This window comes from Bordetella genomosp. 1 (assembly GCF_002261335.1).
Taxonomy (GTDB): domain Bacteria; phylum Pseudomonadota; class Gammaproteobacteria; order Burkholderiales; family Burkholderiaceae_B; genus Bordetella.
Genome location: NZ_NEVL01000004.1, coordinates 280,393 through 304,924 on the forward strand (window position 1 = coordinate 280,393; position 24,532 = coordinate 304,924).

A 24,532-nucleotide genomic window follows, 5' to 3' on the forward strand; every position below is an offset into this window, starting at 1 on the left:
TTGAAACGCAAAACCCTGACCCAATACCTGGTCGAGCAACAGCGCTCGGCCGAGGCGATCGCCCCCGAGGTGCGCCTGCTGATCGAAGTGGTGGCCCGCGCCTGCAAGGCCATCAGCCACGCCGTCAGCAAGGGCGCGCTGGGCGGTGTGCTCGGCAGCCTGGAAAGCGAGAACGTCCAGGGCGAAGTGCAGAAGAAGCTGGACGTCATGTCCAACGAGATCCTGCTCGAAGCCAATGAATGGGGCGGCCACCTCGCCGCCATGGCCTCGGAAGAGATGGAGACCATCCACCCGATCCCGAACCGCTATCCCAAGGGCGAATACCTGCTGCTGTTCGATCCCCTGGATGGCTCGTCGAACATCGACGTGAACGTGTCGATCGGCACCATCTTCTCGGTGTTGCGCGCGCCGCACCACGTCTCGGGCGCCGAGGTGAGCGAGCAGGACTTCCTGCAGCCCGGCAGCCAGCAGGTGGTGGCCGGCTACGCGGTGTACGGCCCGCAGACCATGCTGGTCCTGACCGTGGGCCACGGCGTGGTGGGCTTCACGCTGGATCGCGAAATGGGCTCGTGGGTGCTCACGCACGAGCGCATGCAGATCCCGGCCGACACCAAGGAATTCGCCATCAACATGTCGAACATGCGGCACTGGGCCCCGCCGGTCAAGCGCTACGTCGACGAGTGCCTGGCCGGCAAGACCGGCCCGCTGGCCAAGGACTACAACATGCGCTGGATCGCCTCGATGGTGGCCGACGTGCATCGCATCCTGACCCGTGGCGGCATCTTCATGTATCCGTGGGATGCGCGCGAGCCGGGCAAGGCCGGCAAGCTGCGCCTGATGTACGAGGCCAATCCCATGAGCTTCATCGTGGAGCAGGCCGGCGGCGCGTCGACCAACGGCAGCCAGCGCATTCTCGACATCCAGCCCGACCAGTTGCACCAGCGCGTGAGCGTGGTGCTGGGTTCGAAGAACGAAGTCGACCGCGTGACCCGCTATCACGCCGAGGCCGCGGCGCAGTAAATCGCCCGCCTCAAAAGAAAATGCCGCGCGAACCGAAATTCGCGCGGCATTTTCTTTGGCGGGCTCGCGGTCCGCCGGGGAGGCAGGGAACGGATTACTTGATCTGTTCCATGGTCTTGACGTCGTCCTTGTTCATCTGGACCTTCTTGCCGTCCTTCTCATACTCGTAGAAGCCGGTCTTCTTGTTGTACTCGGGCTCGTCCGAGGTCATGACCTGGCTCCCGTCACGCTTTTCCACCACGGTGGGCGACGAGCAGCCGGCGAGGACGCCGACACTGGTCAGGACAAAGGCGAGCGTCATGGTCTTGAAGGTCATGGGCTTTCTCCATATGTCTTGGGGTGATTTAACTCTACCCCCGCAAAAGCGCCCTGCCGGTGACGGGTTGTGGTCAAAGTGCATGGGTGTGTAAAGCCCGCGGGCCAGTCATTGCCGAAACGTAACAAGCATGAAAAAACCCCACCAGGCACGGGGCCGGATGGGGCTTTCAAGCAACAGCGGGCCTGGCGAGGCCCCGTGCCGGCCTCAGATCTTGGCGTGGGCCTCGATGAAACCGCGCACTTCGGCCAGCGAGCAGTCGAGCACCGTGACGCGCTGGGGCAGCGTCTCGAGATCGGCCAGCGCCGCAGGCGGCGGCACCGGATGGCCCAGGGCGGCCTCGATGGTGTCGGAGAACTTGGCCGGCAGCGCCGTCTCGAGCACCAGCATGGGCACGCCGGGCTCCACGAATTCGCGCGCAACCTTCACGCCGTCTGCCGTGTGCGGGTCGATCAGCACGCCCGCCTCGTCGTAGACGCTGCGGATGGTGGCGAGGCGATCGTCGTGCGTGCTGACGCCGGCCACGAAGCCGTAGCGGCTCTCGAACTCGGGCTGCAGCGCGGACAGGTCGAAGCTGCCCTTCTCGGCCAGCTCGGCCCACAGCGCCTTGACGCGCGCGGGGTCGCGGCCCACCAGTTCGAACACGAAGCGTTCGAAGTTCGAGGCCCGCGAGATGTCCATCGACGGGCTCGAGGTGGCGTAGGTGTGCTGCGGCGTGCGCGGGCGGTAGATGCCCGTGCGGAAGAACTCTTCGAGCACGTTGTTTTCGTTGGTGGCCAGCACCAGGCGGCGCACCGGCAGGCCCATGCTGCGGGCGATGTGGCCCGACAGGATGTTGCCGAAGTTGCCCGAGGGCACCGCGAACGACACGGGCGTCGCGCCGATGGCGTCCGTGGCGCGCAGCCAGCCGTGGAAGTAGTACACGACCTGGGCCGCGATGCGGGCCCAGTTGATCGAGTTGACCGCGCCCAGGCGGTAGCGCGTCTTGAAATCCAGGTCGCCGGCCAGCGCCTTGACGATGTCCTGCGCCTCGTCGAACACGCCGTGCACGGCGATGTTGTGGATGTTCTCGTCTTGCAGCGAATACATCTGGGCACGCTGGAACGTGCTCATGCGGCCGTGCGGCGACAGCATGAACACGGCCACGCCCTTCTTGCCGCGCAGCGCGTACTCGGCCGCCGAGCCGGTGTCGCCCGAGGTGGCGCCGACGATGTTCAGCGTGGTGGCGCGCTCGGTGAGCACGTATTCGAAGACCTGGCCCAGGAACTGCATGGCCATGTCCTTGAACGCCAGCGTCGGGCCTTCGGACAGGCCCAGCAGCTTGAGCTCGCCGGTCAGCGGACGCAGCGGCACGATGTCTTCGCTGGAAAACACCTGCTGGTTGTAGGCGTTGGCCGTGAGACGGCGCAGCACGTCGGCCGGGATGTCGGTCGCAAACAGCGACAGCACCTCGAAGGCGAGCTGGGCGTAGTTCAGGCCGCGCCACGATTCCAGCGTCGCGGCATCGACTTGGGGCAGCGTCTCGGGGATCGCCAGCCCGCCGTCGGGCGCCAGGCCCTCGAGCAGGATGTCGGAGAACGCTTGCGGGGCCATGCCGCCGCGGGTCGAAACGTACTTCATGTGAGGTTTTCCATACGCAGGCGGGTCACCTTCGAGCGCACGAAGGGCAGCGACTCGATACGCTCGATGGCCTGGTTGACGTTGCCTTCGACGGCTTCGTGCGTCAGGAAGATGATGTCGGCGCCGCCGATGTGCGAGGGCTGCTGGATCATCGACCCGATCGAGATGCCGCGGTCGGCCAGGAGGCGCGCGATGTCGGCCAGCACGCCGGGCTGGTCGTCGACGCGCAGACGCAGATAGTAGGAGGTGCTGACCTGCTCGATCGGCAGGATGGCGAGGTCGGACATCGCATCGGGCTGGAACGCCAGGTGCGGCACGCGATTGCCCGGATCCGCGGTGTGCAGGCGGGTCACGTCGACCAGGTCGGCCACCACGGCGGAGGCGGTGGGCTCTTCGCCCGCGCCCTGGCCGTAGTACAGTGTCGGGCCGACGGCGTCGCCGCTCACCAGCACGGCGTTCATCGCGCCCTCGACGTTGGCCAGCAGGCGCTCGGCCGGCACCAGGGCCGGGTGCACGCGCAGCTCGATGCCTTCGGCGCGGCGCTTGGTGATGCCCAGCAGCTTGATGCGATAGCCCAGGCGCTCGGCGTGGGCGATGTCTTCCTGCGCCAGGTTCGAGATGCCCTCGATGTGGGCCTTGTCGAACTGCACCGGCACGCCGAAGGCCAGCGAGGCCAGCAGCGTGAGCTTGTGCGCGGCGTCCACGCCCTCGACGTCGAAGGTCGGGTCGGCCTCGGCATAGCCCAGGCGTTGCGCCTCGGCCAGCACGTCGGCGAACGCCAGGCCGCGCGAGCGCATCTCGGAGAGGATGAAGTTGGTGGTGCCGTTGATGATGCCGGCCACCCACTGGATGCGGTTGGCGGTCAGGCCTTCGCGGATCGCCTTGATGATGGGGATGCCACCGGCGACGGCGGCCTCGAACGCCACCATCACGCCGCGCGCCGACGCGGCGGCGAAGATCTCGTTGCCATGCTTGGCGAGCAGCGCCTTGTTGGCCGTGACCACGTGCTTGCCCTGCGAGATCGCCTCGAGCACCAGCTCGCGCGCCAGGGTGTCGCCGCCGATCAGCTCGACCACGATGTCGATGTCGGGATCGCGCACGAGGGCGTGCACGTCGGTGGAAATCTCCAGGGTGTCGCCCACGCGGGCGCGCGCCTTGGCCACGTCGCGCACGGCGATGCGGCTGACCTCGATGCGCCGGCCGGCGCGTCGTGCGATTTCTTCTGCGTTGCGGGACAGCACACTCCAGGTGCCGCCACCGACCACGCCCAGGCCCAGCAGGCCGACCTTCATGGGATTCATTTCAGCAATCCGTCCTTGCGGAACATTCTTCGTTGCCGCGCACCGCCCGATGGGGTGCGCCGCTCGTTATCGTTGAGAGCGCGGCGCACGTCGCCGTCGCCCTGCTCGCCGAAGCCGCGCCCCCGGGGACGCGGCCATTTCGCATCCGACCGGATACGCCTGGAGACCGCCGAGGCGCCCATCGCCCTGTAGGGTTCGGGGGTCTGCGCCCATGGATGCAGGGTCGCCCTCGGGTCTCCACCTGACGGCCTGCCTCGTGCAGGCCGTCCAGGCCAGGTGCCCGCGCATCGCGCCGGCGCCGCCGCACCCATTTGCGGTGCAGCAAAACCTTGTAATCTAGCGCATGCGTGCCCGCCCGGCAAATGACGCGGCTCCGTCCCCCGGCGCACCCGTGTATCCCCTGCAACATGCCGTCATTGTGATGCGCTATCATCGGACACGTATAAGCCGGAGTAATGATTGAAGCTGCATACCGATCCTGGATCCGCACTCAACACGGTCACCGCCTACGGCGAAGGCTACATTGAGGTCAACCAGGCAAGATTTTCCCACGCGGTCGCCTTCGGCCCCGAAGGCGACGTCACCGAATGGCCGGTCCGCATCCCGGCCGACATCACCGCCGCCCTGCTCCAGCAGGCAGCCGGCCTGGCAGCCCCCACCCGCGATCCCCTGGCCTTTCTCGACGAGCCCGAGAGCGGCGCCCTCGTGCGCTCCGCCGACTCGCCGGAAGTGCTGATCGTGGGCACCGGGCTGCGCCAGCGCATGCTGCCGCCCGACGTGTTGCGCCCGCTGCTCATGGCAGGCGTGGGCGTCGAGGTGATGGACACCCAGGCGGCCGCCCGTACCTACAACATCCTGATGGCGGAAGGCCGGCGCGTGGTCGTCGCCCTGCTGCCCACTGACGAGATCGCCCCATGAGCGCAACCATCGGAAAGCCCGCCCCCCAGTTCACGGCCGAGAGCACCATCGGCCCGGTCAGCCTGGATCAATGCCAGGGCCGCGCCGTCGTGCTGTATTTCTACCCCAAGGACAACACCCCGGGGTGCACGACCGAGAGCCAGGACTTCCGGGACATGCATGAAGAATTCCTCGCCGCCAGCACCGTGGTGCTGGGCATCTCGCGCGACACGCTGAAGTCGCACGAGAACTTCAAGGCGAAGTACGAGCTTCCCTTCCCCCTCATCTCCGACGCCGACGAAACCGTGTGCAATCTGTACGGCGTCATCAAGCAGAAGAATATGTATGGCAAACAGGTGCGTGGCATCGAACGCAGCACGTTTCTGATCGATGCCTACGGCGTGCTGGTGCAGGAGTGGCGCGGGGTGAAGGTGCCCGGCCACGCCAAGGAAGTCCTGCAGGCCGCCAAGAGCATCGGCTAGCCCCGTACATCGCTTACGTCAGGCATCCGCCGGCTTACACAGGAGATTGACCTTTATGCCGCTTCCGAAGTTGCCTACCCGTCCCGCAGCCATCCTGACCTTTCCCAGTGGAGAGGCCGCCCGGGCGAAGACCCGGGAGGACGCCAGCCCGGACCTCGACGACGAGGACCTGCTGGTGCAGCCTGAACTCGAAGGAATGACTGCCCCAGGCCGCAAAGAAGCCCCGGCGCCGGTGGCCAAAGCCCCGGCAACCGAACCTGCAAAGAAACCCGCCCCCGCTGTCGCCAAGCCCACCCGCGCGCCCAAGGCCGTGGCCGGCGCGCGCCAGCGCCGCACCGCCGCCAGCAGCGCGCCGCGCAAGCTGTTCGTGCTCGACACCAACGTGCTGCTGCACGATCCGAGCTCGATCTTCCGCTTCGAAGAGCACGACATCTTCCTGCCGATGATGACGCTGGAGGAGCTCGACCACCAGAAGAAGGGCATGTCGGAAGTGGCGCGCAACGCGCGCCAGGTGAGCCGCTCGCTCGACGCCCTGGTCCAGGACACGACCGAGCTCGACGACGGCCTGCCGCTCGACAAGCTGGGCAACAAGGACGCCACCGGGCGCCTGATGTTCCAGACCACGGCGATCCACAGCACCCTGCCCTCGGACCTGCCGATGGGCAAGGCCGACAACCAGATCCTGGGCGTGGTGCGCGCGCTCAAGGAGAAGTTCGCCGACCGCGAGGTCGTGCTGGTGTCCAAGGACATCAACATGCGTCTGAAGGCCCGCGCGCTGGGCATGGACGCCGAGGACTACTACAACGACCACGTCCTCGAAGACACCGACCTGATGTACGCGGGCGTGATGCAGTTGCCCGAGGACTTCTGGAACAAGCACGGCAAGGACGTCGAGTCGTGGCAACAGGGCGGCACCACGTTCTATCGCATCCGCGGTCCCTTGTGTGCGCAGTTCGTGGTCAACCAGTTCGTCTATTTCGAAGGCCAGATGCCACTGTATGCCCAGGTGCGCGAGGTCAGCGGCAAGACGGCGGTGCTGGCCACGCTGCGTGACTACACCCACGGCAAGAACAACGTCTGGGGCATCACGGCGCGCAACCGCGAGCAGAACTTCGCCATGAACCTGCTGATGAACCCGGAATGCGACTTCGTGTCGCTGCTGGGCCAGGCCGGCACGGGCAAGACGCTGCTGGCGCTCGCCGCCGGCATCACCCAGGTGCTCGAGACCAAGCGCTACACCGAGATCATCATGACCCGCGTCACGGTGCCGGTGGGCGAGGACATCGGCTTTTTGCCCGGCACCGAAGAAGAGAAGATGCTGCCCTGGATGGGCGCGCTCGAGGACAACCTGGACGTGCTCAACATGGGCGACGGCGAAGGCGGTGCCGACTGGGGCCGCGCCGCCACGATGGATCTGATCCGTTCGCGCATCAAGGTCAAGTCGCTCAACTTCATGCGCGGCCGCACCTTCCTGAACAAGTATCTGATCATCGACGAGGCGCAGAACCTCACGCCCAAGCAGATGAAGACGCTGATCACCCGTGCCGGCCCCGGCACCAAGGTGGTCTGCCTGGGCAACATCGCGCAGATCGACACGCCCTACCTCACCGAGGGCAGTTCGGGCCTGACCTTCGTGGTCGACCGCTTCAAGGGCTGGCCGCATTCGGGCCACGTCACGCTGCAGCGGGGCGAGCGTTCGCGCCTGGCCGATTACGCGGGCGACGTGCTCTGAGCGCATCGCCTCCCGTCTGATCCGACCCGCGCCTCGGCGCGGGTTTTTACTTGTGGTTTGCCAAACCCGGTTACCTTGAGCGGGCCGACCGGCCCGCCCCCGGTGTAGCATCCCGTTATTGTCACTGTTACCTGCCCGCCCCGCTTCAATGTCCGTACCCGCCGCCCCCTCGCTGCCCGTGGGCATCACCATGGGTGATGCCGCCGGCATCGGCCCCGAGATCATCATCAAGGCCTGTGCCCAGGGCCTGGGCGCGCCCGCCATCGTGTTCGGCGACGCCGGCGCGCTGCGCCGCACGGCGCAATCGCTGGGCGCCCGCCTCGAGATCGTGGAGATCGACGATGCCCGCGCCGCCCGGCCGGGCGCCGGCCGCCTGGAAGTGGTGCGCACCGGCGCGCCGCTGCCGGCCGATCTGGCGCTGGGCCGGGTGAGCGCGGCCGCCGGCCAGGGCGCCTACGACTACCTGTGCGCGGCCATCGATGCGGCCCAGGCCGGCGCGATCCGCGCCATCGTGACCGCACCGCTCAACAAGCACTCCATGCACCTGGCCGGCATCGACCAGCCCGGCCATACCGAAATCCTGGCCGAGCGCTCGAACACGGCCGACTTCGCCATGATGCTGGCCAACGACGAGCTGCGCGTGCTGCTGGTGACCATCCACGTAGCCCTGGCCGACGTGATGGCCCGCATCACGCCAGAGGCCGAGCTGCGCGCCATGCGCCTGGCCGACCAGGCCTGCCGCCAGATGGGCATCGCGCAGCCCCGCGTGGCGGTGGCCGGGCTCAATCCGCATGCGGGCGAAGACGGCAAGTTCGGCCGCGAAGACATCGACATCATTGCCCCGGCCGTGGCGCGCGCCCGCGCCGAGGGCATCGACGCATCGGGCCCCTGGCCCGGCGACACCATTTTCATGCGCGCACGCCGCGGCGAGTTCGATATCGTCGTGGCCCAGTACCACGACCAGGGCCTGATCCCGGTGAAATACCTGGGCATCGACCATGGCGTGAATGTCACCGTCGGCCTGCCGTTCGTGCGCACCAGCGTCGACCACGGCACCGCCTTCGACATCGCCGGCCAGGGCATCGCCGACCACGCTTCGCTGGTGGCCGCGTTCGATCTGGCACTCGCCATGACGCCCTGACCCCAGGCCCGCCCCCGACTCCTCCGAATACCTGAATCCCATGTCCAGTCTCATCGTTCACGGCGGCAAGCCGCTACGCGGCGAAATCCAGCCGTCCGCCAACAAGAACGCGGTGCTGCCGATCCTGTGCGCCACCCTGCTCACCAACGAGCCGCTGCGCCTGCACGGCGTGCCCGACATCACCGACGTGCGCAAGATCCTCGACATCTTCCGCACGCTGGGCAGCGACGTGCAGCTCGATCCGGTGACGCGCACGCTCGACCTGCATCACCACGCCACCACGTTCGACGCGACGCGCCACCGCCTGCCCGAGGAAATGCGCTCGTCGATCATGCTGGTGCCGCCGCTGCTGGCGCGCTTCGGCGTGGCGCGTCTCGAAGACAATGTGAAGGGCTGCACGCTGGGCGTGCGCGAGATCGATCCGCACGTGGAGGTGTTCCGCCGCTTCGGCGGCCAGGTCGAGCGCGCCGAGGGGTCGCTGCTGGTGCACGGCGAGCGTCTCACGCCGACCGACCACTGGCTCGACTACGCGTCGGTCACCACCACCGAGAACTTCGTGCTGTGCGCGGCCGCCGCGTCGGGCACCTCGACCCTGACCAACGCTGCCTCCGAGCCGCACGTGCAGGAGTTCTGCCGCTTCATGACCCTGATCGGCGTGCGCATCGACGGCCTGGGCACCTCGCGCCTGACCGTGCACGGCGGCCAGACGCTCAAGGGCGGCGAGTTCCGCTTCGCCGAAGACTTCCACGAGATCACGACCTTCCTGGCGCTGGGCGCGATCACGGGCGGCGACGTCGTGGTGCGCAACACCACGCCCGAGGATTTCCCGCTGATCGACCGCACCTTCGCCAAGTTCGGCGTGCGCATCGTGCACGAGAACGGCTGGTCGCGTGCGCTGGTCGACGGCCCGCTGAAGGTGCAGACGCCCTTCACCAGCAACGTGCTGACCAAGGTCGAGGCCGCGCCGTGGCCCTACGTGCCGGTCGACCTGCTGCCGATCTTCATCGCGCTGGGCGTGAGCGCCCAGGGCAACGCGATGTTCTGGAACAAGGTCTACGACGGCGCGCTCGGCTGGTCCACCGAGCTGTCCAAGTTCGGCGCCCACGTGTTCCAGTCGGACCCGCATCGCCTCATCACCTTCGGCGGCGGCCCGCTCACCCCGGCCGTGGTCGAGAGCCCCTACATCATCCGCGTGGCGATCGCGCTGTTCATGGTCGCCGCCAGCATCGATGGTCGCTCCGAGATCCGCTACGCCGCCCCCATCCGCCGCGCCCACCCGCGCTTCGTGGAGAACCTGCGCGCGCTGGGTGCGGATGTGGAGTGGACACAAGAGGATTAAGGGCCCCCACGCTGGGGAGGGGCCCCCACGCCGCGCGCTGACGCGCTTGCTGCCCCCCGAGGGGGCTCGCCGCCTTCGGGCGGCCGGGCGGCGGAGGGAAAAGCCCCCATGCTGCGCGCTGACGCGCTTGCTGCCCCCCAAGGGGGCGCGCCGCCTTCGGGCGGCCGGACGGCGGAGGGAAAAGCCCCCACGCTGCGCGCTGACGCGCTTGCTGCCCCCCAAGGGGGCTCGCCGCCTTCGGGGCGGCCGGGCGGCGGCGTGGCTATTCTTGCAAAGGATTCAGAGCCACTGCCCGCGCGGTGTCGGGGCTCTGAAAACAAAGGTGTCAGACTGCATTTTCGGCAGGCGGCTGCGCCGAAAGAAAGGTGTCAGACTGCATTTTTGACAGCCCGTTGCGCCTAAACAAAGGTGTCAGACTACATTTTTGGCGGGTGCCTGTTGCCCGGAAAATGTAGTCTGACACCTTTGTTTTTGGCGCTTCGAGGGAAGCGCTGGCTGTCTTTGCGTGGCGCTTCCAACAATGGTGTCAGACTGCATTTTTGACATTCGCCTGTGCCGAAACAAAGGTGTCAGACTGCATTTTTGCTCGGGGAGTTGCCCGGAAAATGCAGTCTGACACCTTTGTTTTGCGGGGCGGGAAAATGCAGTCTGACACCTTTGTTTGGTGGGGTTGCTTCGCGACCTGAACGAAAGCTGTCCGGGTTGTTGGACAACGGGGACTACAATAGGCGCGCTTTTAAGACCAACTCTTGCGCCTCATGTCCCGCCTCGCCCGCTTCCTGCCTGACCGCTTCACGCTGCTTCTCATCACCACCGTCATCATCGCCAGCCTGGTGCCCGCGCACGGCCAGGGCATCGTGGCGTTTGGCTGGATCACCAACATCGCGGTTGCGCTGCTGTTCTTCCTGCATGGCGCGCGGCTGTCGCGCGATGCGATCGTTGCGGGGGTCACGCACTGGCGCCTGCACCTCACGATCTTCTCGGCCACCTTCCTGATGTTCCCCCTGCTCGGGGTCGCACTCAAGCCGGTGCTCGAGCCGCTGGTCACGCCCGAGCTCTACCTCGGCGTCCTGTTCCTGTGCTGCCTGCCGGCCACCGTGCAATCGGCCATCGCGTTCACCTCGATGGCGCGCGGCAACGTGCCCGCGGCAGTGTGCAGCGCGTCGGCCTCGAGCCTGCTGGGCATCTTCATCACGCCGCTTCTGGTCGGCACCGTGGTCGCCAGCGCGGCCGCCGCGCCGATCTCGTTCGATGCCGTGGGCAAGATCATGCTGCAGCTGCTGCTGCCCTTCGTGCTGGGCCAGCTGCTGCGCCCGTGGATCGGCGCCTGGGTGCACCGCCGCAAGGCGCTGCTGAAGTGGGTCGACCAGGGTTCGATCCTGCTGGTCGTGTACACCGCCTTCTCCGAAGCCGTGAACGAAGGCCTGTGGCAGAACACGCCGGTGCCGGCGCTGCTGGGCCTGGTGGTCTGCTGCGCCGTGATCCTGGCGCTGGCGCTGGCCGGTTCGCAGCTGATGGGCAAGCTCTTCGGCTTCGACCTGCCCGATCGCATCACGCTGCTGTTCTGCGGCTCCAAGAAGAGCCTGGCCAGCGGCATCCCGATGGCCCAGGTGATCTTCGCCGGCCAGGCCGTCGGCGCGATCGTGCTGCCGCTGATGTTGTTTCACCAGATCCAGCTGATGGTGTGCGCGGTGCTGGCGTCGCGCTACGCCCGCCGTCCCGAGACGGAATGAGCGACGGGCGCGTCGAGCGCCCTGCCCGACCCGAAAAAAAACGGCCCCGCGGGGCCGTTTTTTTTGCCTGCCGGGCTCAGTACTGCTGGGCGCCGGTGTAGTTGAGGAAGCGCGTGCTCATGCCCTGGAAGGTCAGGCGCACGGTGCCGATCGGCCCGTTACGCTGCTTGCCGATGATGATCTCCGCCGAGCCCTTGTCGGGCGAATCGGGGTTGTAGACCTCGTCGCGATAGATGAAGAGGATCAGGTCGGCATCCTGTTCGATGGCGCCCGATTCGCGCAGGTCGCTCATCACGGGACGCTTGTTGGGACGCTGTTCCAGGCTTCGGTTCAGCTGCGACAGCGCGATGAGCGGGCAGTTGAGCTCCTTGGCCAGGCCCTTGAGCGAACGCGAGATTTCCGACACCTCGGTGGCGCGGTTCTCGCCCGACGAGTTGGCCGACATCAGCTGCAGGTAGTCGATGATGATGAGGCCGAGCTGGCCGCACTGGCGCGCCAGACGGCGGCAGCGCGCGCGCACTTCCATCGAGCTGAGCGCGGGCGTCTCGTCGATGTAGACCTGCGCGTCCTGCATCAGCTGCACGGCGTGCGTGACGCGCGGCCAGTCTTCGGCGATCAGCTTGCCGGTACGCATGCGATGCTGGTCGAGCATGCCGACCGAGCCCAGCATACGCATGGCGAGCTGCACCGCGCCCATTTCCATCGAGAACACCGCCACCGGCAGGCCCTGCTCGATGGCGACGTGTTCGCCGATGTTCATCGAGAACGAGGTCTTGCCCATCGAGGGGCGGCCCGCCACGATGATCAGGTCGCCGCCCTGCAGGCCGGAGGTCATCTTGTCGAGGTCGGCAAAGCCCGTGGGCACGCCGGTCACGTCGGAATCGCTGTCGCGGTGATAGAGCTCGTCGATGCGCTCGACCACCTGCGTCAGCAGCGGCTGGATTTCCTTGAAGCCGCCGCCGCCCTTGTCGCCCTCCTGGGCGATCTTGAACACCTTGGATTCGGCCTCGTCGAGCAGCTGGCGCGCTTCCTTGCCTTGCGGATTGAGCGCGCCGGCGGCGATCTCGTCGGCCACGGTCACGAGCTTGCGCAGCGTGGCGCGCTCGCTCACGATCTCGGCGTAGCGGCGGATGTTGGCGGCCGAGGGCGTGTTGTGCGCCAGGGCGTTGAGGTAGGCCAGGCCGCCCACGTCTTCGGCCTTGCCGCTGGTCGTGAGCGCCTCGTTGACCGTGATCACGTCGGCCGGCCGCGCCAGCGCGATCAGCTTGGCGATGTGCTGCCAGATCAGGCGGTGATCGTGGCGGTAGAAATCCTCTTCGGTCAGGACGTCGGCGATCCGGTCCCAGGCGGCGTTGTCGAGCAGCAGCCCGCCGAGCACCGATTGCTCGGCCTCGATCGAATGGGGCGGTACGCGCAGGTATTCAAGCTGCTTGTCGGCGGGGGTATTCATCGCAGAAAAGACCTCAGGGTGTCGGCCACCCGGAAAAATGCACGGACGTCGCTGCCCTTGATCCAGCCGGCGATCGGGCGCAGCACGCGCGCGGCGCCGCACAGCAGGCGGGCCAGGCGTTCGAAGCTGGCGCGCACGGCGGGGTCGGGATTGACGTCGAAATAAGTGTCCAGCACCAGTTTACCCATCACCGGCCGATCGGCGTCCGGGATGCGTCCCAGCGCCGTCAGGGAGCTGAGGGTCTGGAACAGATCATAGGCCTGGGTCAGCGGCAACGACAGCGCGTTGCCGATGTTTTCCTCGAAATCGATGCGCCACAGCAGGCCGTCGCGCACGGTCACGTTGCGCACCTGGGCGCCGCCGTGCCAGAGGCCGCGCACGTGGAACGCGGCCAGGTCGGCGGCGAGCATGCGGGTCAGGCGCAGACGCTCGGCGGTATCGGCGGGGCGCAACAGCTCCGGCAGCGCGCGGCCGACGTGTTCGAGCACCAGCAGATTGGGCTCCTGCCACCACACCTCGGGCACGCGGCAGCCGGTCTGCAGCAGGCGGCGCAGCCGCACCGCCTCGTGGGCGAGGCCATTGCGCAGCAGCACGCCCGGGCGCGGGAATTCGCCCAGCAGCAGCTTGCACACCAGGCCCAGCAGGAACGCGCGCACATAGCGCAGCGCGTAGCTCACGCCGCGCATCACGCTCGGACGGCGGCGCTTGACGACGCAGGGCACGCCGTCGATGGTCACTTCCTTGACCGACTTCACCCGCGCCGCGTCGGCGCTTTCCAGCCAGGCACGCAAGCCGGCCGGCGCATTCTGGTGCAGTGGCGTCTGTGTCAAACCATTCCCTCTGAGACATCAAGGCGGCATCCGCGGAGGATGCCACACGCATGAACACGAAACTCGTGCGCTGGCCACATTATCGGCCGCGCGGGTGAAACGGCGGCGGCGGGACGCCGCAGCCAGAAAAAAAGCCGGCGCGAGGCCGGCTTTTTCTTGCCTTTGCGAGATGCAGAAGGCGATCAGGCCATTTCGCCTTCGACCAGCACGGTCACGTCCACCACGACGTCAGGGTGCAGGGCAACCTGGATCGGGTATTCGCCGACGGCCTTGAGCTGGCCGTTGGGCAGGCGAACCTGCGACTTCTCGACGCCGTCGAAACCCGCCTTGCGCAGGCCTTCAGCGATGTCGGCGTTGGTGACGGAGCCGAACAGACGGCCATCCACACCGGCCTTCTGCGAGATCTTCAGCTGGAAGTTGTTGACGCGCTCACCCAGGGCTTGGGCGGCGGCCAGCTTCTCGGCCTGGACCTTTTCCAGTTCGGCGCGGCGGGCTTCGAATTCCTTCAGGGCGGCGTCGGTCGCGCGACGGGCCTTCTTCTGGGGAATCAGGAAGTTGCGGGCATAGCCGTCGCGCACGCGCACGACTTCGCCGAGGTTGCCCAGGTTGACGACTTTTTCGAGCAGGATAACTTGCATGTCAGTGCCCCTGGATCAATTGTGGTTGTCGGTGTAGGGCAGCAGGGCCAGGAAGCGGGCACGCTTGATGGCGGTGTCCAGCTGGCGCTGATAGATCGCACGCGTGCCGGTCAGGCGCGCGGGGATGATCTTGCCGTTTTCTTGCACGAAGTCGCGCAGGGTGTCGAGATCCTTGTAGTCGATCTCTTCAACACCGGCAGCGGTGAAGCGGCAGAACTTGCGGCGCTTGAACAGCGGGTTCTGCTGCGTGAATTTGCGTTTCTCTTTGCGTTTTCCGAAGAAAGCCATGATATGTGCCTCTTTGTTTGGGGTCGGGACAGGCATCGAGCCATGTCGCCGTGATCTGTCTAGTCCTGTCTGGCGCTCAAGCCGTAAGCGGATCCCTGCCCGCGCTGCCGCTCAACTTCCGGGCCTGCTGCAGATGCAGCTTGACCTTCACCGAATCCTTGCGCGCCGGGGCCAGAAAGCCCTCGACTTGCAGTTCGGTCCCCAGCGGGGTGTTGGCCAGCAACGAAGCCAGGTCGCCCAGGGCCACTGCGGTGATCGTCAGTTCGACGCGGCGCGGATGCCCCGCTTCGATCACTTCCGATTCATGCCCGAGCAGCATTTCCAGTGCGGGCAGGCCTGCCGGTGTATGCCGCAGCGGTTCGCATTCGAGAACGCGCGCGCTCAACATCACCTTGTTCATGCCGGTTGCACCTGAAAGCGTGGACGGCGATTACGCCAGACTTCTGAACCTGTACTCGAACCTTATTCGGCCTGGACGGCAGCGGCTTCAGCCGACGCCTTGCGGGCCTCTTCACGCTCGACCGACTTCATCATGATCGACGGAGCGGTGACGGCCTTCTTGGTCTTGATGACCAGGTGGCGCAGCACGGCGTCGTTGTAGCGGAACGAGTGTTCGAGTTCGTCGAGGGTGGCCTGGCCGCACTCGATGTTCATGCAGACGTAGTGAGCCTTGACGAGCTTCTGGATCGGGTAAGCCAGTTGACGGCGGCCCCAGTCTTCCAGGCGGTGCACCGTGCCGCTTTGGCCGGTGACGAGCGACTGGTAGCGCTCGACCATGGCGGGCACTTGCTCGCTCTGGTCGGGATGGACGATGAACACTACTTCGTAGTGACGCATGTATTACTCCTTGAGGATGTCTCGCACAGGAAACATGTAAACCTGGGCGAGGGACAGCCCGCCATCGAAGATGGAGCGAGCAAGAAAGCCCACGATTATCGCGCAATGGTCCCGGGCTTGCAAGTCGAAACCGGTTCGGGGACGCAGCGTGCAGCGCCCGGCGTGGCGTGCGCACCACCGCGTCGATCCGGCCCCGATTCATAGGCGCAGATTCACAGGCCCGGATTCACAGCCCCCGATTCACAGCCCCCGATTCGCCGATCCCGATTCGACAGGCCCTGCAGCGCCCTGCCCTTGCCGCTACGGCGCGCTGGCCTGCGGCGCGATGCCGGTCTCGGGCTGGGCGCGCGGCGCCACGTAGGGCGCCGGCCGGCTCACCGCGCTCACCATCACATAGCTGATGATCATGAGCAGGAACCACGAGCCCAGCTTGGCCAGCGACACCAGTTGCCAGCCGGCCGCCTGGTTGGGATAGCGCCAGGCGTGGGCGAAGGTGCCGATGTTTTCGGCAAACCAGATGAACAGCGCGACCAGCACGAAGCCCAGCAGCAGCGGCATCCTGCGATGCACCTGCCAGATGCGGAAATGCACCCAGGTGCCGCGGAACAGCCACGCGGTCCAGGCGAACAGCAGCCAGCGCACGTCGGGCAGATAGTGATGGCTGAAGAAATTCACGTAGATCGCCAGCGACAGCAAGGCCGTGGCGCGCAGCGGCGGGTGGCGCGTGAAGCGGAAGTCGAACAGGCGCCAGACCCGCGCCAGGTAGCTCCCCACCGCGGCATACATGAACCCGGTGAACAGCGGCACGCCGCCCACCCGCAGCAGGCTGGCCTCGGGATAGAGCCACGAGCCGGCCGAGGTCTTGAACAGCTCCATCGCGGTGCCGACCACGTGGAACATCAGGATCACGCGCGCCTCGTCCCAGGTCTCCATGCGGGTCATGAGCAGCACGCCCTGGATGGCGATGGCGGCCAGCGTGAGGAAATCGTAGCGCGCCAGCGCCGCGCCCTGCGGATACCACCAGAACGTGGCCAGCAGCAGCGCGCACATCAGCCCGCCGAACAGACAGGCCCAGGCCTGCTTGACGCCGAAGCGCAGGAACTCATAGACGGCGGTGCGCCAGCGGCTCGTGCCGGTGAAGGCGAGGGCCAGCGCCGATTCGCGCTGCTGCCAGCGGGCGATCAGGGGCCATTCGCGGGCTGCCGGGTCCAGCGGCATGGGCGTGCTCCGAGCGGGTCAGGGGTTGCGAGGATCGGCAGTAGAGCACAAAAACCGACGGCCGCGGATGATCCGCGGCCGGTTTCGGTGCAACACGGTGTCCGCGGCGGGCGCGGACGGCGCTCAGGCCAGGCTCAACCCTCGACCACGGCGTAGGCCGAATGGTTGTGGATCGATTCGAAGTTTTCGGCTTCGACCGTGAAGCGGGCAATGCCGGGCAGCGCCTTCAGGCGGGCCGCGACGTCGCGCACCAGGTCTTCGACGAACTTCGGGTTGTCGTAGGCGCGCTCGGTGACGTACTTCTCGTCGGGGCGTTTGAGCAGGCCCCAGAGCTCACACGAGCCTTCGTCTTCGACCAGGCGGATCACCGCGTCCATCGAGACCTCGGCCGACAGCACGGCCGACACGGTGACGTGCGAACGCTGGTTGTGGGCGCCGTATTGCGAGATCGCCTTCGAACACGGGCACAGGCTGGTGACCGGCACCAGCACGACCAGCTCGAATTCGACCCGCTCGCCCTCGGCACGCGCGATCCACTTGACCTCGTAGTCGAGCAGGCTCTGCACGCCCGACACGGGTGCCGACTTGTTGATGAAGTACGGGAACGTGGCGGAGATGTCGCCGCGCTCGGCCTGCAGCAGCGGCAGCATGTCGCGCGCCATGTCGGCGAACAGGGCCGGCGTCATGGGCGTGGTGCGATGCTTTTCGAGCAGCGCGATGAAACGCGACATGTGCGTGCCCTTCTCTTCGGGGGGCAGCGCCACGGTGAGCGTCCAGGTGCCGACGGTCGGCTGGGCCGAGCCATCGGCCGTTTCGATCAGCATCGGATGGCGCACGCCACGGATGCCGACGCGCTGGATCGGGATGTGTCGCAAGTCCGCCGAACTCTGGATGTCGGGCATCACGATGGCGGAATCGATCGGGGAATTCATGTCGTTACCTGTCAGGGCGGATGGGATACAGCCAGCCCCCTGTTATCTACCGGAGGGCCATTATCACCCAAAGCGCGGGCGGGAATGGGGAAAACCCTTTTGCCAATAGGTGGGGCCACCGGGAAACAGTGTTGCGTCCCGGCGTCAAAAGGGGCCGCCGCAGCGAGCTTACAGTTCGCTAAAACGGCGCCGGATCGAGGCTTCGATGCCGGCGGCATCCAGGCCCAGGCCCGCCAGCAGCGCCACCTGGTCGCCGTGGTCGATGAATTGGTCGGGCAGGCCCAGCTGCAGGACGGGCAGCACGACGCCGGCCTCGTTCAGCGCCTCGGTGACGGCGCTGCCCGCGCCGCCCATGATCGCGGCCTCTTCGACCGTGACGAAGGCGGCGTGGCTGGCCGCCAGCGAGCCCAGCAGTTCGCGGTCGATCGGCTTGACGAAGCGCATGTCGACCACGGTGGCGTCGAGCGCCTCGCCGGCGGCGAGCGCCGGGTGCAGCAGCGTACCGAAGGCCAGGATGGCGATGCGCGAGCCCTCGCGGCGCACCACGCCCTTGCCCAGCGGCACGGTGCCCAGGTCGTCGCCCGGCTCGGCGCCGACGCCGGCGCCGCGCGGGTAACGCACCGAGGCGGGGCCCGGGTACTGATAACAGGTGGACAGCAGCAGCCGCGTCTCGCGCTCGTCGGAGGGCGTGGCCACCACCATGTTGGGGATGCAGCGCAGGAACGCGATGTCGTAGTTGCCGGCGTGGGTCGCGCCGTCGGCGCCGACCAGGCCGGCGCGGTCGAGCGCGAAGGTCACGTCGAGGTTCTGCAACGCCACGTCGTGGATCAGCTGGTCGTAGCCGCGTTGCAGGAAGGTCGAGTAGATGGCGACCACCGGTTTCTGGCTCTCGCAGGCCAGGCCCGCGGCGAAGGTGACGGCGTGCTGCTCGGCGATGCCGACGTCGAAGTAGCGCAGCGGAAAGCGCTTCTCGAACTCGACCATGCCGCTGCCTTCGCGCATGGCGGGCGTGATGCCGACCAGCCGCTCGTCGGCGGCGGCCTGGTCACACAGCCATTGCCCGAACACCTGCGTGAAGGTGCGGCGCGCCGGCGTCTTGGCCGGGGTGATGCCCACGGCCGGGTCGAACTTGCCGGGGCCGTGATAGAGCACCGGGTCGTTTTCGGCGAGCTTGTAGCCCTGGCCCTTCTTGGTGACCACGTGCAGGAACTGCAGACCGCGCAGGGCTTTCAGGTTCTGCAGGGTCGGCACCAGCGCGTCGAGGTCGTGACCGTCGATCGGGCCGACGTAGTTGAAGCCGAACTCCTCGAACATCGTGGCCGGCGTGACCATGCCCTTGGCGTGTTCCTCGAAACGGCGCGCCAGTTGCAGCACCGGCGGCACGTGCTGCAGCACGGCGCGGCCGACGTTCTTCGCGGCCGCGTAGAAACGGCCCGACATCAGGCGCGCCAGGTAGCGGTTGAGCGCCCCCACCGGCGGCGAGATCGACATGTCGTTGTCGTTCAGGATCACCAGCAGATTGATGTCGGGCGTGACGCCGGCGTTGTTCATCGCCTCGAACGCCATGCCGGCCGACATCGCGCCGTCGCCGATCACGGCGATGTGCTGGCGTTCGATGCCGGCGTTGCGCGAGGCCACGGCCATGCCGAGCGCGGCCGAGATCGAGGTCGACGAGTGGGCGGTGCCGAAGGCGTCGTATTCGGATTCGCTGCGCTTGGGAAAGCCCGAGATGCCGCCCTGCTGGCGCAGCTTGGCCATGCCGGCGCGGCGGCCGGTCAGGATCTTGTGCGGATACGACTGGTGGCCGACGTCCCAGACGATGCGGTCGTGCGGGGTGTCGAACACGTAGTGCAGCGCCAGCGACAGCTCGACCGTGCCGAGGTTCGACGACAGGTGGCCGCCGGTCTTCGATACGGATTCCAGCACGAACTCGCGCAGCTCCTGCGCCACTTTGCGCAGGTCACGCCGATCGAGTTGGCGCAGTTCGGCCGGTTGGGTGATGCGGTCGAGTTGTTCGGTCGTCATGCTTGGTGTGAAGTCTCGAGAGGCCGGCGCGCGGGCGCGCCCGGCCATGGGTTTTGTCAGCGGTCGCGCAGCACGATGAAATCGGCCAGCTGCGCCAGGCGCGCGCCCGAATCGCCGAGCGGGCCCAGGGCCTGCAGGGCCGATTGCCGCAGCTCCTCGGCGAAGGCGCGTGCGCCCTCCAGCCCGAGCAGCGACACGTAGGTCGGCTTGTTGTCGTCGGCGTCCTTGCCCGGCGTCTTGCCCAGCGCGGCGCTGTCGGCGGTGACGTCGAGAATGTCGTCGACCACCTGGAACGCCAGGCCGATGGACTGCGCGTAGGCGTCGAGCGCCTGGCGCGCCTGCGAGCTCGCGCCCGCCACGATGCCGCCCAGCGCCACGCTGGCGGCCAGCATCGCGCCGGTCTTCATGCTGTGCATGGTCTGGAGCTCGTCACGGGCAAGTACCGTGCCCACGCTCAGCAGGTCGATGGCCTGGCCGCCGGCCATGCCCTGGCTGCCGGCCGCGCGGGCCAGCGCCTGCACGGCCTGCACCACCAGCGCGGGCGCGATCGGCATGCGACCGAGCAGCTCGAAGGCCAGCGGCTGCAGCGCATCGCCGGCCAGCATGGCGGTGGCCTCGTCGAACTGCACGTGCGTGGTGGGACGGCCGCGCCGCAGCGTGTCGTCGTCCATGCAGGGCAGGTCGTCGTGCACCAGCGAATAGGCGTGGATCAGCTCGACCGCCGCGGCGGCATGGTCGAGCGAGGCCGATACGGCGACGGCGCTGCCCGCCACCGGGCAGGCCTGGCCGGCCGCGTAGACCAGCGCCGCGCGCACGCGCTTGCCGCCGCCCAGGACGGCGTAGCGCATCGCTTCGTGCAGCCGCGCCGGCAGCACGTCGGGGCCGGGCAGGAGTTCGTCGAGCACGTGCTCGATATGCTGCGCGCGATCGGACAGCCAGTCCGCGAAAGCGAGATGGTTCTGCTTCATCGATGAATTCAGTCGTCGTCGAGCGCCGCGGGATCCAGCGGACGCAACAGGTCGCCCTCCAGGACCTTGACCTGCTGTTCGGCCTGCGCGAGGCGATCCTGGCAGATGCGCGTGAGCGCGACGCCGCGCTTGTAGGCGGCCAGCGACTGCTCCAACGGCAGGCTGCCGTTTTCCATGGTCTGGACCAGGGTTTCGAGCTCGGCGAGCGCGCTCTCGAAATCCTGCGGCAGCGAAGTCGGTTCGGTCTGCGGATCGGCTTGCTTAGATGAGGCCAAGCGGGTCTCCGGGGCGAAAAGTGAGGGGTGTTCGATCAGATCCCCGAATTGTACGGGAATCGCGCCACTCACCCCGGCGCCCCCGCCCCCGACAGCCGCGCGGCGATCTGCCTGAGCGCCGGCGCCACCTGTTCGCGCAGCATCGTCTCCGACAGCAGCGAGGCCGGACCGCCGCAACTCAACACGAAGCGGCCTTCGCCGGTGAGCGAGGTGAACGGCACGGCCGCGGCGTTGATGCCGGACAGCCACTGGCCGATGGCGAAGCAGCAACCGGTGGCCTGCATGTCGGCCAGCGCGCCGTCGATCAGCGCCTGCGCCGGCGCCCGCGCGCCCATCTGCTTGATGAGCTCGCCGCGCTGCGCCTCGCTCAGGCCGGCCAGGTGGGCACGGCCCATGGCGGTGTCGAGGCTGGCGCGATAGCCCACGGGCAGGCGCAGATAGAGCGCCGACGACCCATGGATGGCCTCGACGTAGACCATCGCGTCGCCGTCGAAGGTGCCGAGCGCCACGGCCCCGCCCGTCTGCGCGGCCAGCGCGCTCATGTCGGCCTTGGCCAGCTCGCGCACCTCGAGCCCGGCCAGCAGGCCGAAGCCCAGCGCCAGCGCGGCATGGCCGGGCGAATACTTGCCAGTGTCGGTGTGATAGCGCAGGTACCCGAGCTGGATCAGCGTGTAGGTGATGCGACTGATGGTGGGCTTGGGCAGGCCCGTGGCGCGCGCCAGCTCGAGGTTGCCGAGCGGCCCGCCGGACTGGCTGAAGGCGCGCAGGATGTCGAGCCCGCGCGCCAGCGCGGTGATGAAGTCGGGCGAGGACGTGCCGCCTTCGTGCGCCGCCCGTTTGCGCCGGGCGGGCCCGGCGGGCTGATCGGAAAAAGGTTGCATTTCGCGCCCCTAATTTTTATAGTTAGTTTCAACTAACAAAATTAAATTTCGTATATCGGAATTTAAACAGTTCTGCCGAGTTTTGGAAAGTCTTGCCGTAGTGCGCAGCCTTTTGCCTTACCCGTGCGCAGTACCGCAGCATTCCGTTGCCGGCGGATTTCGTACTCGCACAAGGGAAAGACATGTTTCGCACCACGCTCAAGCTCTGCAGCGCCCTGCTGCTGTCGGCCGCCACGCTCGGCACCGCCCACGCCGACACCTACCCCAGCCGTCCCATCAAGGTGATCTCGCCCTTCCCGGCGGGCGGCGCCACCGACGTGCTCACGCGCATCCTGGCCGAACGCATGGGCAAGGACCTGAACCAGAGCCTGATCGTCGAAAACAAGGCCGGCGCCGGCACCTCGATCGGCGCCGCCTACGTGTCGCGCGAGAATCCGGATGGCTACACCATCCTGATGGCGACCAACTCCACGCTGGTCACCAACCGCTTCCTCTATAAAGAGCTGCCCTACGACCCGGACAGCTTCGCGCCGATCGGCATGGTCGGCATCGGCCCGCTGGTGCTGCTGTCCACCCCCAAGCAGCCCTTCAACAGCGTGGCCGACGTCGTCAGCTACGCCAAGCAGAACCCCGGCAAGCTGACCTTCGCCACCTTCGGCCCGGGCACCTCCTCGCACCTGGCCGGCGAACTGTTCAAGGAACAGGCCGGCATCGACATCCTGCACGTGCCGTTCAAGGGCGCCACCCAGGCCCTGCCGGCGGTCGTGAGCGGCGACGTGGACCTGTTCTTCGACATGGTGGCCACCGGCATGCCGCAGGCCGACGCCGGCAAGGTCAAGGTGTTCGGCATCACCAGCCCGACCCGCCTGGCCTCGCAGTCCAAGCTGCCCACGCTGGCCGAACAGGGCTATCCCAAGTTCGACATGACCGCCTGGTTCAGCTTCGTCGCGCCCAAGGGCACGCCGCCCGAAGTGCTGGCACGCCTGCAGACCTCGCTGACCAACGCGCTCAAGGACGAGGCCGTGCGCAAGAAGCTGCTCGACATGGGCATCGATCCGCGCAGCGGCACCGCCGAAGAGCTGGTGGCCAAGATCAAAGACGAGCAACCCCTCGTGTCGCAGCTCATCAAGCAGGCCAACATCGTTCTGCAGTAAAGGCTTTTTCCGCGGGAGCCCGCCGGTGTCCCGTCTTGTGCCGTCCGCGCCCTCTGGCCCGGGCGGCTTTTTTACGCCCCTCCCCACCGCATGACGGCGGCGCGCACGGTTAAGGAGTGCGGCCCTTTGCAACCACATGGAAACACGGCGCGGGCGCGCCCGACGGGCACGCGGCTTGCGTGGTTCGTGGACCCACACAGCCGCTAACGCCTCGAAACAGGATGGGGCGGGCGCGCTGATAAGGTCGGGTAGGCAGTGCGGCCCAGGCGCCGCCCCGCCCTACGAAGAAGCCGATACGCAGGAGTCCCATGTCCCAGCAGCCCGCCGCCCTCGTTCGAGACCGTCACCCTCCGCTGCCCGATGCGGATCGTTACGCACGCCTGGACGCGGCCCGCTGGCTCGCGGCGCTCGCGGTGGTGCTGCTGCACAGCGCGGCCTCGATCGTGTCGGAGCCGGCCAACTACGGCAGCAATGCCTGGCTCGCGGCCAATCTGTACGACTCGGCCGCGCGCTGGTGCGTGCCGGTGTTCGTGATGGTGAGTGGCGCCCTGCTGCTCGACGGCAGCCGTCCGCAGGACGCACGACTGTTCTACAGCCGCCGCGTGGCGCGCATCTGCGCGCCGCTGCTGTTCTGGACGCTCTTCTATCTGCTGTGGCGCACCGGCCTGGACTGGTGGGACGACGGCCGCGTGGACGTGTCGTTCTGGCCGCGCAAGGTGGCGTCCGGCGAACCGTACTACCACCTCTGGTATCTCTACATGATCGTGGGGCTGTATCTGTTTGCGCCGCTGGTGCGCGCGCTGTATCTGCGCTCGAGCGTGCCGGCGCGCCGGCTGTGGGTGGTGGGCATCCTGGGCGTGGCGATCCTCGACGCGCTCTATCGCCAGGCCCTGCAGGCGCCGCCGGGTTTCTTCCTGACCTGGTTCCTGCCCTATCTCGGGTATTTCGTGGCCGGCCGCATGATCTTCGACGGCGAGCTGCGCATCCCGCGCCCCGGCTGGGTGCTGGCGGCCGCGGTGGCCGTGACGGCCTGGGGCGTGACGCACTTCTCCAGCATCCACGGCCTGAACCTGTACTTCTACGATTATTTCAGTGTCACGGTGCCGGTGATGTCGCTCGCGGCGTTCCAGTGCATCGTGTCGAGCCGAGTGCCGCCGCTGCGCAACCTGGCGCCCCTGACCTTCGGCGTGTATCTGATCCATCCGATTTTTCTGGACGTGGCGCATCGCGCGGGCGCGCTGTCCCGGATTTCGGCGCAGCCCTGGCACGTGCCCGTGCTCGCCGCCATGGTGTTTGCGCTCTCGCTGGCCGTGAGTTGGGCCATGCGGGGGAACAAACTCACTCGCAAGCTGGTCTAGCCCTCAGGACCGGGTATTGGGGTACAATGCAAGGTTTGGGATCGGCCAGTCCGATTTTTCTTCGCGCCAGAACGGATAGAGGGAACACGCCGGGTTC

Annotated in this window: 24 protein-coding genes; 9 read left to right on the forward strand and 15 right to left on the reverse strand. The window is 67.2% G+C overall.

What is annotated here, in order from left to right:
* A complete protein-coding gene (locus CEG14_RS18235; protein WP_094827825.1) occupies nt 1-1,020 on the forward strand; it encodes a class 1 fructose-bisphosphatase in 1,020 nt (339 codons plus the stop codon).
* 94 nt (nt 1,021-1,114) lie between these two features.
* On the opposite strand, the gene CEG14_RS18240 is transcribed toward CEG14_RS18235, so the two are convergent.
* The 3 genes from CEG14_RS18240 to CEG14_RS18250 all read right to left on the reverse strand — a co-directional run bounded on the left by CEG14_RS18240 (nt 1,115) and on the right by CEG14_RS18250 (nt 4,257).
* A complete protein-coding gene (locus CEG14_RS18240) occupies nt 1,115-1,336 on the reverse strand; it encodes a YgdI/YgdR family lipoprotein (RefSeq protein WP_094827826.1) in 222 nt (73 codons plus the stop codon).
* Between the two features lie 207 nt (nt 1,337-1,543).
* Entirely contained in the window at nt 1,544-2,956 is a 1,413-nt protein-coding gene (gene thrC, locus CEG14_RS18245) for a threonine synthase (protein WP_094827827.1), read from the reverse strand.
* Nucleotides 2,953-4,257 (reverse strand): homoserine dehydrogenase, encoded by a 1,305-nt coding sequence (locus tag CEG14_RS18250; RefSeq protein ID WP_094827828.1) that lies wholly within the window; start codon nt 4,255-4,257, stop codon nt 2,953-2,955. The genes thrC and CEG14_RS18250 overlap by 4 nt, the downstream gene beginning before the upstream one ends.
* A gap of 459 nt (nt 4,258-4,716) precedes the next feature.
* On the opposite strand from CEG14_RS18250, the gene CEG14_RS18255 reads away from it, so the two are divergent.
* The 6 genes from CEG14_RS18255 (at nt 4,717) to CEG14_RS18280 (ending at nt 11,581) form a co-directional block, all read left to right on the forward strand.
* Nucleotides 4,717-5,175 carry an Mth938-like domain-containing protein gene (locus tag CEG14_RS18255; RefSeq protein WP_094827829.1) on the forward strand — a complete coding sequence of 153 codons (459 nt, stop codon included), beginning with the start codon at nt 4,717-4,719 and terminating at the stop codon, nt 5,173-5,175.
* Nucleotides 5,172-5,636 carry a peroxiredoxin gene (locus CEG14_RS18260; protein WP_094827830.1) on the forward strand — a complete coding sequence of 155 codons (465 nt, stop codon included), beginning with the start codon at nt 5,172-5,174 and terminating at the stop codon, nt 5,634-5,636. Before CEG14_RS18255 ends, CEG14_RS18260 begins: the two co-directional genes overlap by 4 nt.
* A gap of 55 nt (nt 5,637-5,691) precedes the next feature.
* Nucleotides 5,692-7,368, forward strand: coding sequence for a PhoH family protein (locus tag CEG14_RS18265; protein ID WP_094827831.1), 1,677 nt, complete (start codon nt 5,692-5,694; stop codon nt 7,366-7,368).
* Between the two features lie 148 nt (nt 7,369-7,516).
* Nucleotides 7,517-8,509, forward strand: coding sequence for a 4-hydroxythreonine-4-phosphate dehydrogenase PdxA (pdxA, locus tag CEG14_RS18270; RefSeq protein ID WP_094827832.1), 993 nt, complete (start codon nt 7,517-7,519; stop codon nt 8,507-8,509).
* Between the two features lie 40 nt (nt 8,510-8,549).
* Nucleotides 8,550-9,848 carry a UDP-N-acetylglucosamine 1-carboxyvinyltransferase gene (locus CEG14_RS18275; RefSeq protein WP_094827833.1) on the forward strand — a complete coding sequence of 433 codons (1,299 nt, stop codon included), beginning with the start codon at nt 8,550-8,552 and terminating at the stop codon, nt 9,846-9,848.
* Between the two features lie 758 nt (nt 9,849-10,606).
* Nucleotides 10,607-11,581 (forward strand): bile acid:sodium symporter family protein, encoded by a 975-nt coding sequence (locus tag CEG14_RS18280; protein WP_094828273.1) that lies wholly within the window; start codon nt 10,607-10,609, stop codon nt 11,579-11,581.
* Between the two features lie 76 nt (nt 11,582-11,657).
* On the opposite strand, the gene CEG14_RS18285 is transcribed toward CEG14_RS18280, so the two are convergent.
* The 12 genes from CEG14_RS18285 to CEG14_RS18340 all read right to left on the reverse strand — a co-directional run bounded on the left by CEG14_RS18285 (nt 11,658) and on the right by CEG14_RS18340 (nt 21,923).
* A complete protein-coding gene (locus CEG14_RS18285; protein ID WP_094827834.1) occupies nt 11,658-13,031 on the reverse strand; it encodes a replicative DNA helicase in 1,374 nt (457 codons plus the stop codon).
* On the reverse strand, nt 13,028-13,861 hold the full coding sequence (locus CEG14_RS18290) for a hypothetical protein (protein WP_094827835.1): 834 nt from the start codon (nt 13,859-13,861) through the stop codon (nt 13,028-13,030). Before CEG14_RS18290 ends, CEG14_RS18285 begins: the two co-directional genes overlap by 4 nt.
* A 182-nt stretch (nt 13,862-14,043) precedes the next feature.
* Nucleotides 14,044-14,499 (reverse strand): 50S ribosomal protein L9, encoded by a 456-nt coding sequence (rplI, locus tag CEG14_RS18295; protein ID WP_094827836.1) that lies wholly within the window; start codon nt 14,497-14,499, stop codon nt 14,044-14,046.
* 15 nt (nt 14,500-14,514) lie between these two features.
* Nucleotides 14,515-14,787: a 30S ribosomal protein S18 gene (gene rpsR / locus CEG14_RS18300; RefSeq protein WP_029579690.1), complete on the reverse strand. Its 273-nt coding sequence runs from the start codon at nt 14,785-14,787 to the stop codon at nt 14,515-14,517.
* Nucleotides 14,788-14,863: 76 nt separating this feature from the next.
* Entirely contained in the window at nt 14,864-15,187 is a 324-nt protein-coding gene (gene priB / locus CEG14_RS18305; protein ID WP_094827837.1) for a primosomal replication protein N, read from the reverse strand.
* Nucleotides 15,188-15,249: 62 nt separating this feature from the next.
* Nucleotides 15,250-15,624, reverse strand: coding sequence for a 30S ribosomal protein S6 (gene rpsF / locus CEG14_RS18310; protein WP_094827838.1), 375 nt, complete (start codon nt 15,622-15,624; stop codon nt 15,250-15,252).
* Between the two features lie 300 nt (nt 15,625-15,924).
* Nucleotides 15,925-16,842 carry a DUF817 domain-containing protein gene (locus tag CEG14_RS18315; protein ID WP_094827839.1) on the reverse strand — a complete coding sequence of 306 codons (918 nt, stop codon included), beginning with the start codon at nt 16,840-16,842 and terminating at the stop codon, nt 15,925-15,927.
* A 134-nt stretch (nt 16,843-16,976) separates the two neighbouring features.
* Nucleotides 16,977-17,774: a GTP cyclohydrolase FolE2 gene (folE2, locus tag CEG14_RS18320; protein WP_094827840.1), complete on the reverse strand. Its 798-nt coding sequence runs from the start codon at nt 17,772-17,774 to the stop codon at nt 16,977-16,979.
* Nucleotides 17,775-17,942: 168 nt separating this feature from the next.
* Entirely contained in the window at nt 17,943-19,799 is a 1,857-nt protein-coding gene (gene dxs, locus CEG14_RS18325) for a 1-deoxy-D-xylulose-5-phosphate synthase (protein WP_094827841.1), read from the reverse strand.
* A gap of 56 nt (nt 19,800-19,855) precedes the next feature.
* Nucleotides 19,856-20,767 carry a polyprenyl synthetase family protein gene (locus CEG14_RS18330; RefSeq protein ID WP_094827842.1) on the reverse strand — a complete coding sequence of 304 codons (912 nt, stop codon included), beginning with the start codon at nt 20,765-20,767 and terminating at the stop codon, nt 19,856-19,858.
* A gap of 8 nt (nt 20,768-20,775) precedes the next feature.
* The gene (locus CEG14_RS18335; RefSeq protein WP_094827843.1) at nt 20,776-21,042 is read right to left on the reverse strand and encodes an exodeoxyribonuclease VII small subunit; all 267 of its coding nucleotides are present in this window, start codon (nt 21,040-21,042) and stop codon (nt 20,776-20,778) included.
* Nucleotides 21,043-21,110: 68 nt separating this feature from the next.
* Complete coding sequence (locus tag CEG14_RS18340) at nt 21,111-21,923, reverse strand: IclR family transcriptional regulator (protein ID WP_094827844.1); 813 nt, start codon at nt 21,921-21,923, stop codon at nt 21,111-21,113.
* A gap of 182 nt (nt 21,924-22,105) precedes the next feature.
* Here CEG14_RS18340 and CEG14_RS18345 point away from each other — a divergent pair, with 182 nt between their 5' ends.
* Both CEG14_RS18345 and CEG14_RS18350 read left to right on the forward strand, forming a co-directional pair.
* On the forward strand, nt 22,106-23,077 hold the full coding sequence (locus CEG14_RS18345; protein WP_094827845.1) for a Bug family tripartite tricarboxylate transporter substrate binding protein: 972 nt from the start codon (nt 22,106-22,108) through the stop codon (nt 23,075-23,077).
* Between the two features lie 308 nt (nt 23,078-23,385).
* Entirely contained in the window at nt 23,386-24,435 is a 1,050-nt protein-coding gene (locus CEG14_RS18350) for an acyltransferase (RefSeq protein WP_094827846.1), read from the forward strand.
* The last annotated feature ends 97 nt before the right edge of the window (nt 24,436-24,532 follow it).

What these genes read in the sequence shown, in the direction of transcription:
- CEG14_RS18280 (WP_094828273.1), top strand. Translation starts at nt 10,607, where the DNA reads ATGTCCCGCCTCGCCCGCTTCCTGCCTGACCGCTTCACGCTGCTTCTC.
- rpsR (WP_029579690.1), bottom strand. Translation starts at nt 14,787, where the DNA reads ATGGCTTTCTTCGGAAAACGCAAAGAGAAACGCAAATTCACGCAGCAG.
- CEG14_RS18285 (WP_094827834.1), bottom strand. Translation starts at nt 13,031, where the DNA reads ATGAATACCCCCGCCGACAAGCAGCTTGAATACCTGCGCGTACCGCCC.
- CEG14_RS18345 (WP_094827845.1), top strand. Translation starts at nt 22,106, where the DNA reads ATGTTTCGCACCACGCTCAAGCTCTGCAGCGCCCTGCTGCTGTCGGCC.
- CEG14_RS18330 (WP_094827842.1), bottom strand. Translation starts at nt 20,767, where the DNA reads ATGAAGCAGAACCATCTCGCTTTCGCGGACTGGCTGTCCGATCGCGCG.
- CEG14_RS18260 (WP_094827830.1), top strand. Translation starts at nt 5,172, where the DNA reads ATGAGCGCAACCATCGGAAAGCCCGCCCCCCAGTTCACGGCCGAGAGC.
- pdxA (WP_094827832.1), top strand. Translation starts at nt 7,517, where the DNA reads ATGTCCGTACCCGCCGCCCCCTCGCTGCCCGTGGGCATCACCATGGGT.
- priB (WP_094827837.1), bottom strand. Translation starts at nt 15,187, where the DNA reads ATGAACAAGGTGATGTTGAGCGCGCGCGTTCTCGAATGCGAACCGCTG.
- CEG14_RS18265 (WP_094827831.1), top strand. Translation starts at nt 5,692, where the DNA reads ATGCCGCTTCCGAAGTTGCCTACCCGTCCCGCAGCCATCCTGACCTTT.
- rplI (WP_094827836.1), bottom strand. Translation starts at nt 14,499, where the DNA reads ATGCAAGTTATCCTGCTCGAAAAAGTCGTCAACCTGGGCAACCTCGGC.
- thrC (WP_094827827.1), bottom strand. Translation starts at nt 2,956, where the DNA reads ATGAAGTACGTTTCGACCCGCGGCGGCATGGCCCCGCAAGCGTTCTCC.
- CEG14_RS18240 (WP_094827826.1), bottom strand. Translation starts at nt 1,336, where the DNA reads ATGACCTTCAAGACCATGACGCTCGCCTTTGTCCTGACCAGTGTCGGC.
- dxs (WP_094827841.1), bottom strand. Translation starts at nt 19,799, where the DNA reads ATGACGACCGAACAACTCGACCGCATCACCCAACCGGCCGAACTGCGC.
- CEG14_RS18315 (WP_094827839.1), bottom strand. Translation starts at nt 16,842, where the DNA reads ATGCCGCTGGACCCGGCAGCCCGCGAATGGCCCCTGATCGCCCGCTGG.
- CEG14_RS18340 (WP_094827844.1), bottom strand. Translation starts at nt 21,923, where the DNA reads ATGCAACCTTTTTCCGATCAGCCCGCCGGGCCCGCCCGGCGCAAACGG.
- CEG14_RS18250 (WP_094827828.1), bottom strand. Translation starts at nt 4,257, where the DNA reads ATGAATCCCATGAAGGTCGGCCTGCTGGGCCTGGGCGTGGTCGGTGGC.
- CEG14_RS18350 (WP_094827846.1), top strand. Translation starts at nt 23,386, where the DNA reads ATGTCCCAGCAGCCCGCCGCCCTCGTTCGAGACCGTCACCCTCCGCTG.
- CEG14_RS18275 (WP_094827833.1), top strand. Translation starts at nt 8,550, where the DNA reads ATGTCCAGTCTCATCGTTCACGGCGGCAAGCCGCTACGCGGCGAAATC.
- folE2 (WP_094827840.1), bottom strand. Translation starts at nt 17,774, where the DNA reads ATGAATTCCCCGATCGATTCCGCCATCGTGATGCCCGACATCCAGAGT.
- rpsF (WP_094827838.1), bottom strand. Translation starts at nt 15,624, where the DNA reads ATGCGTCACTACGAAGTAGTGTTCATCGTCCATCCCGACCAGAGCGAG.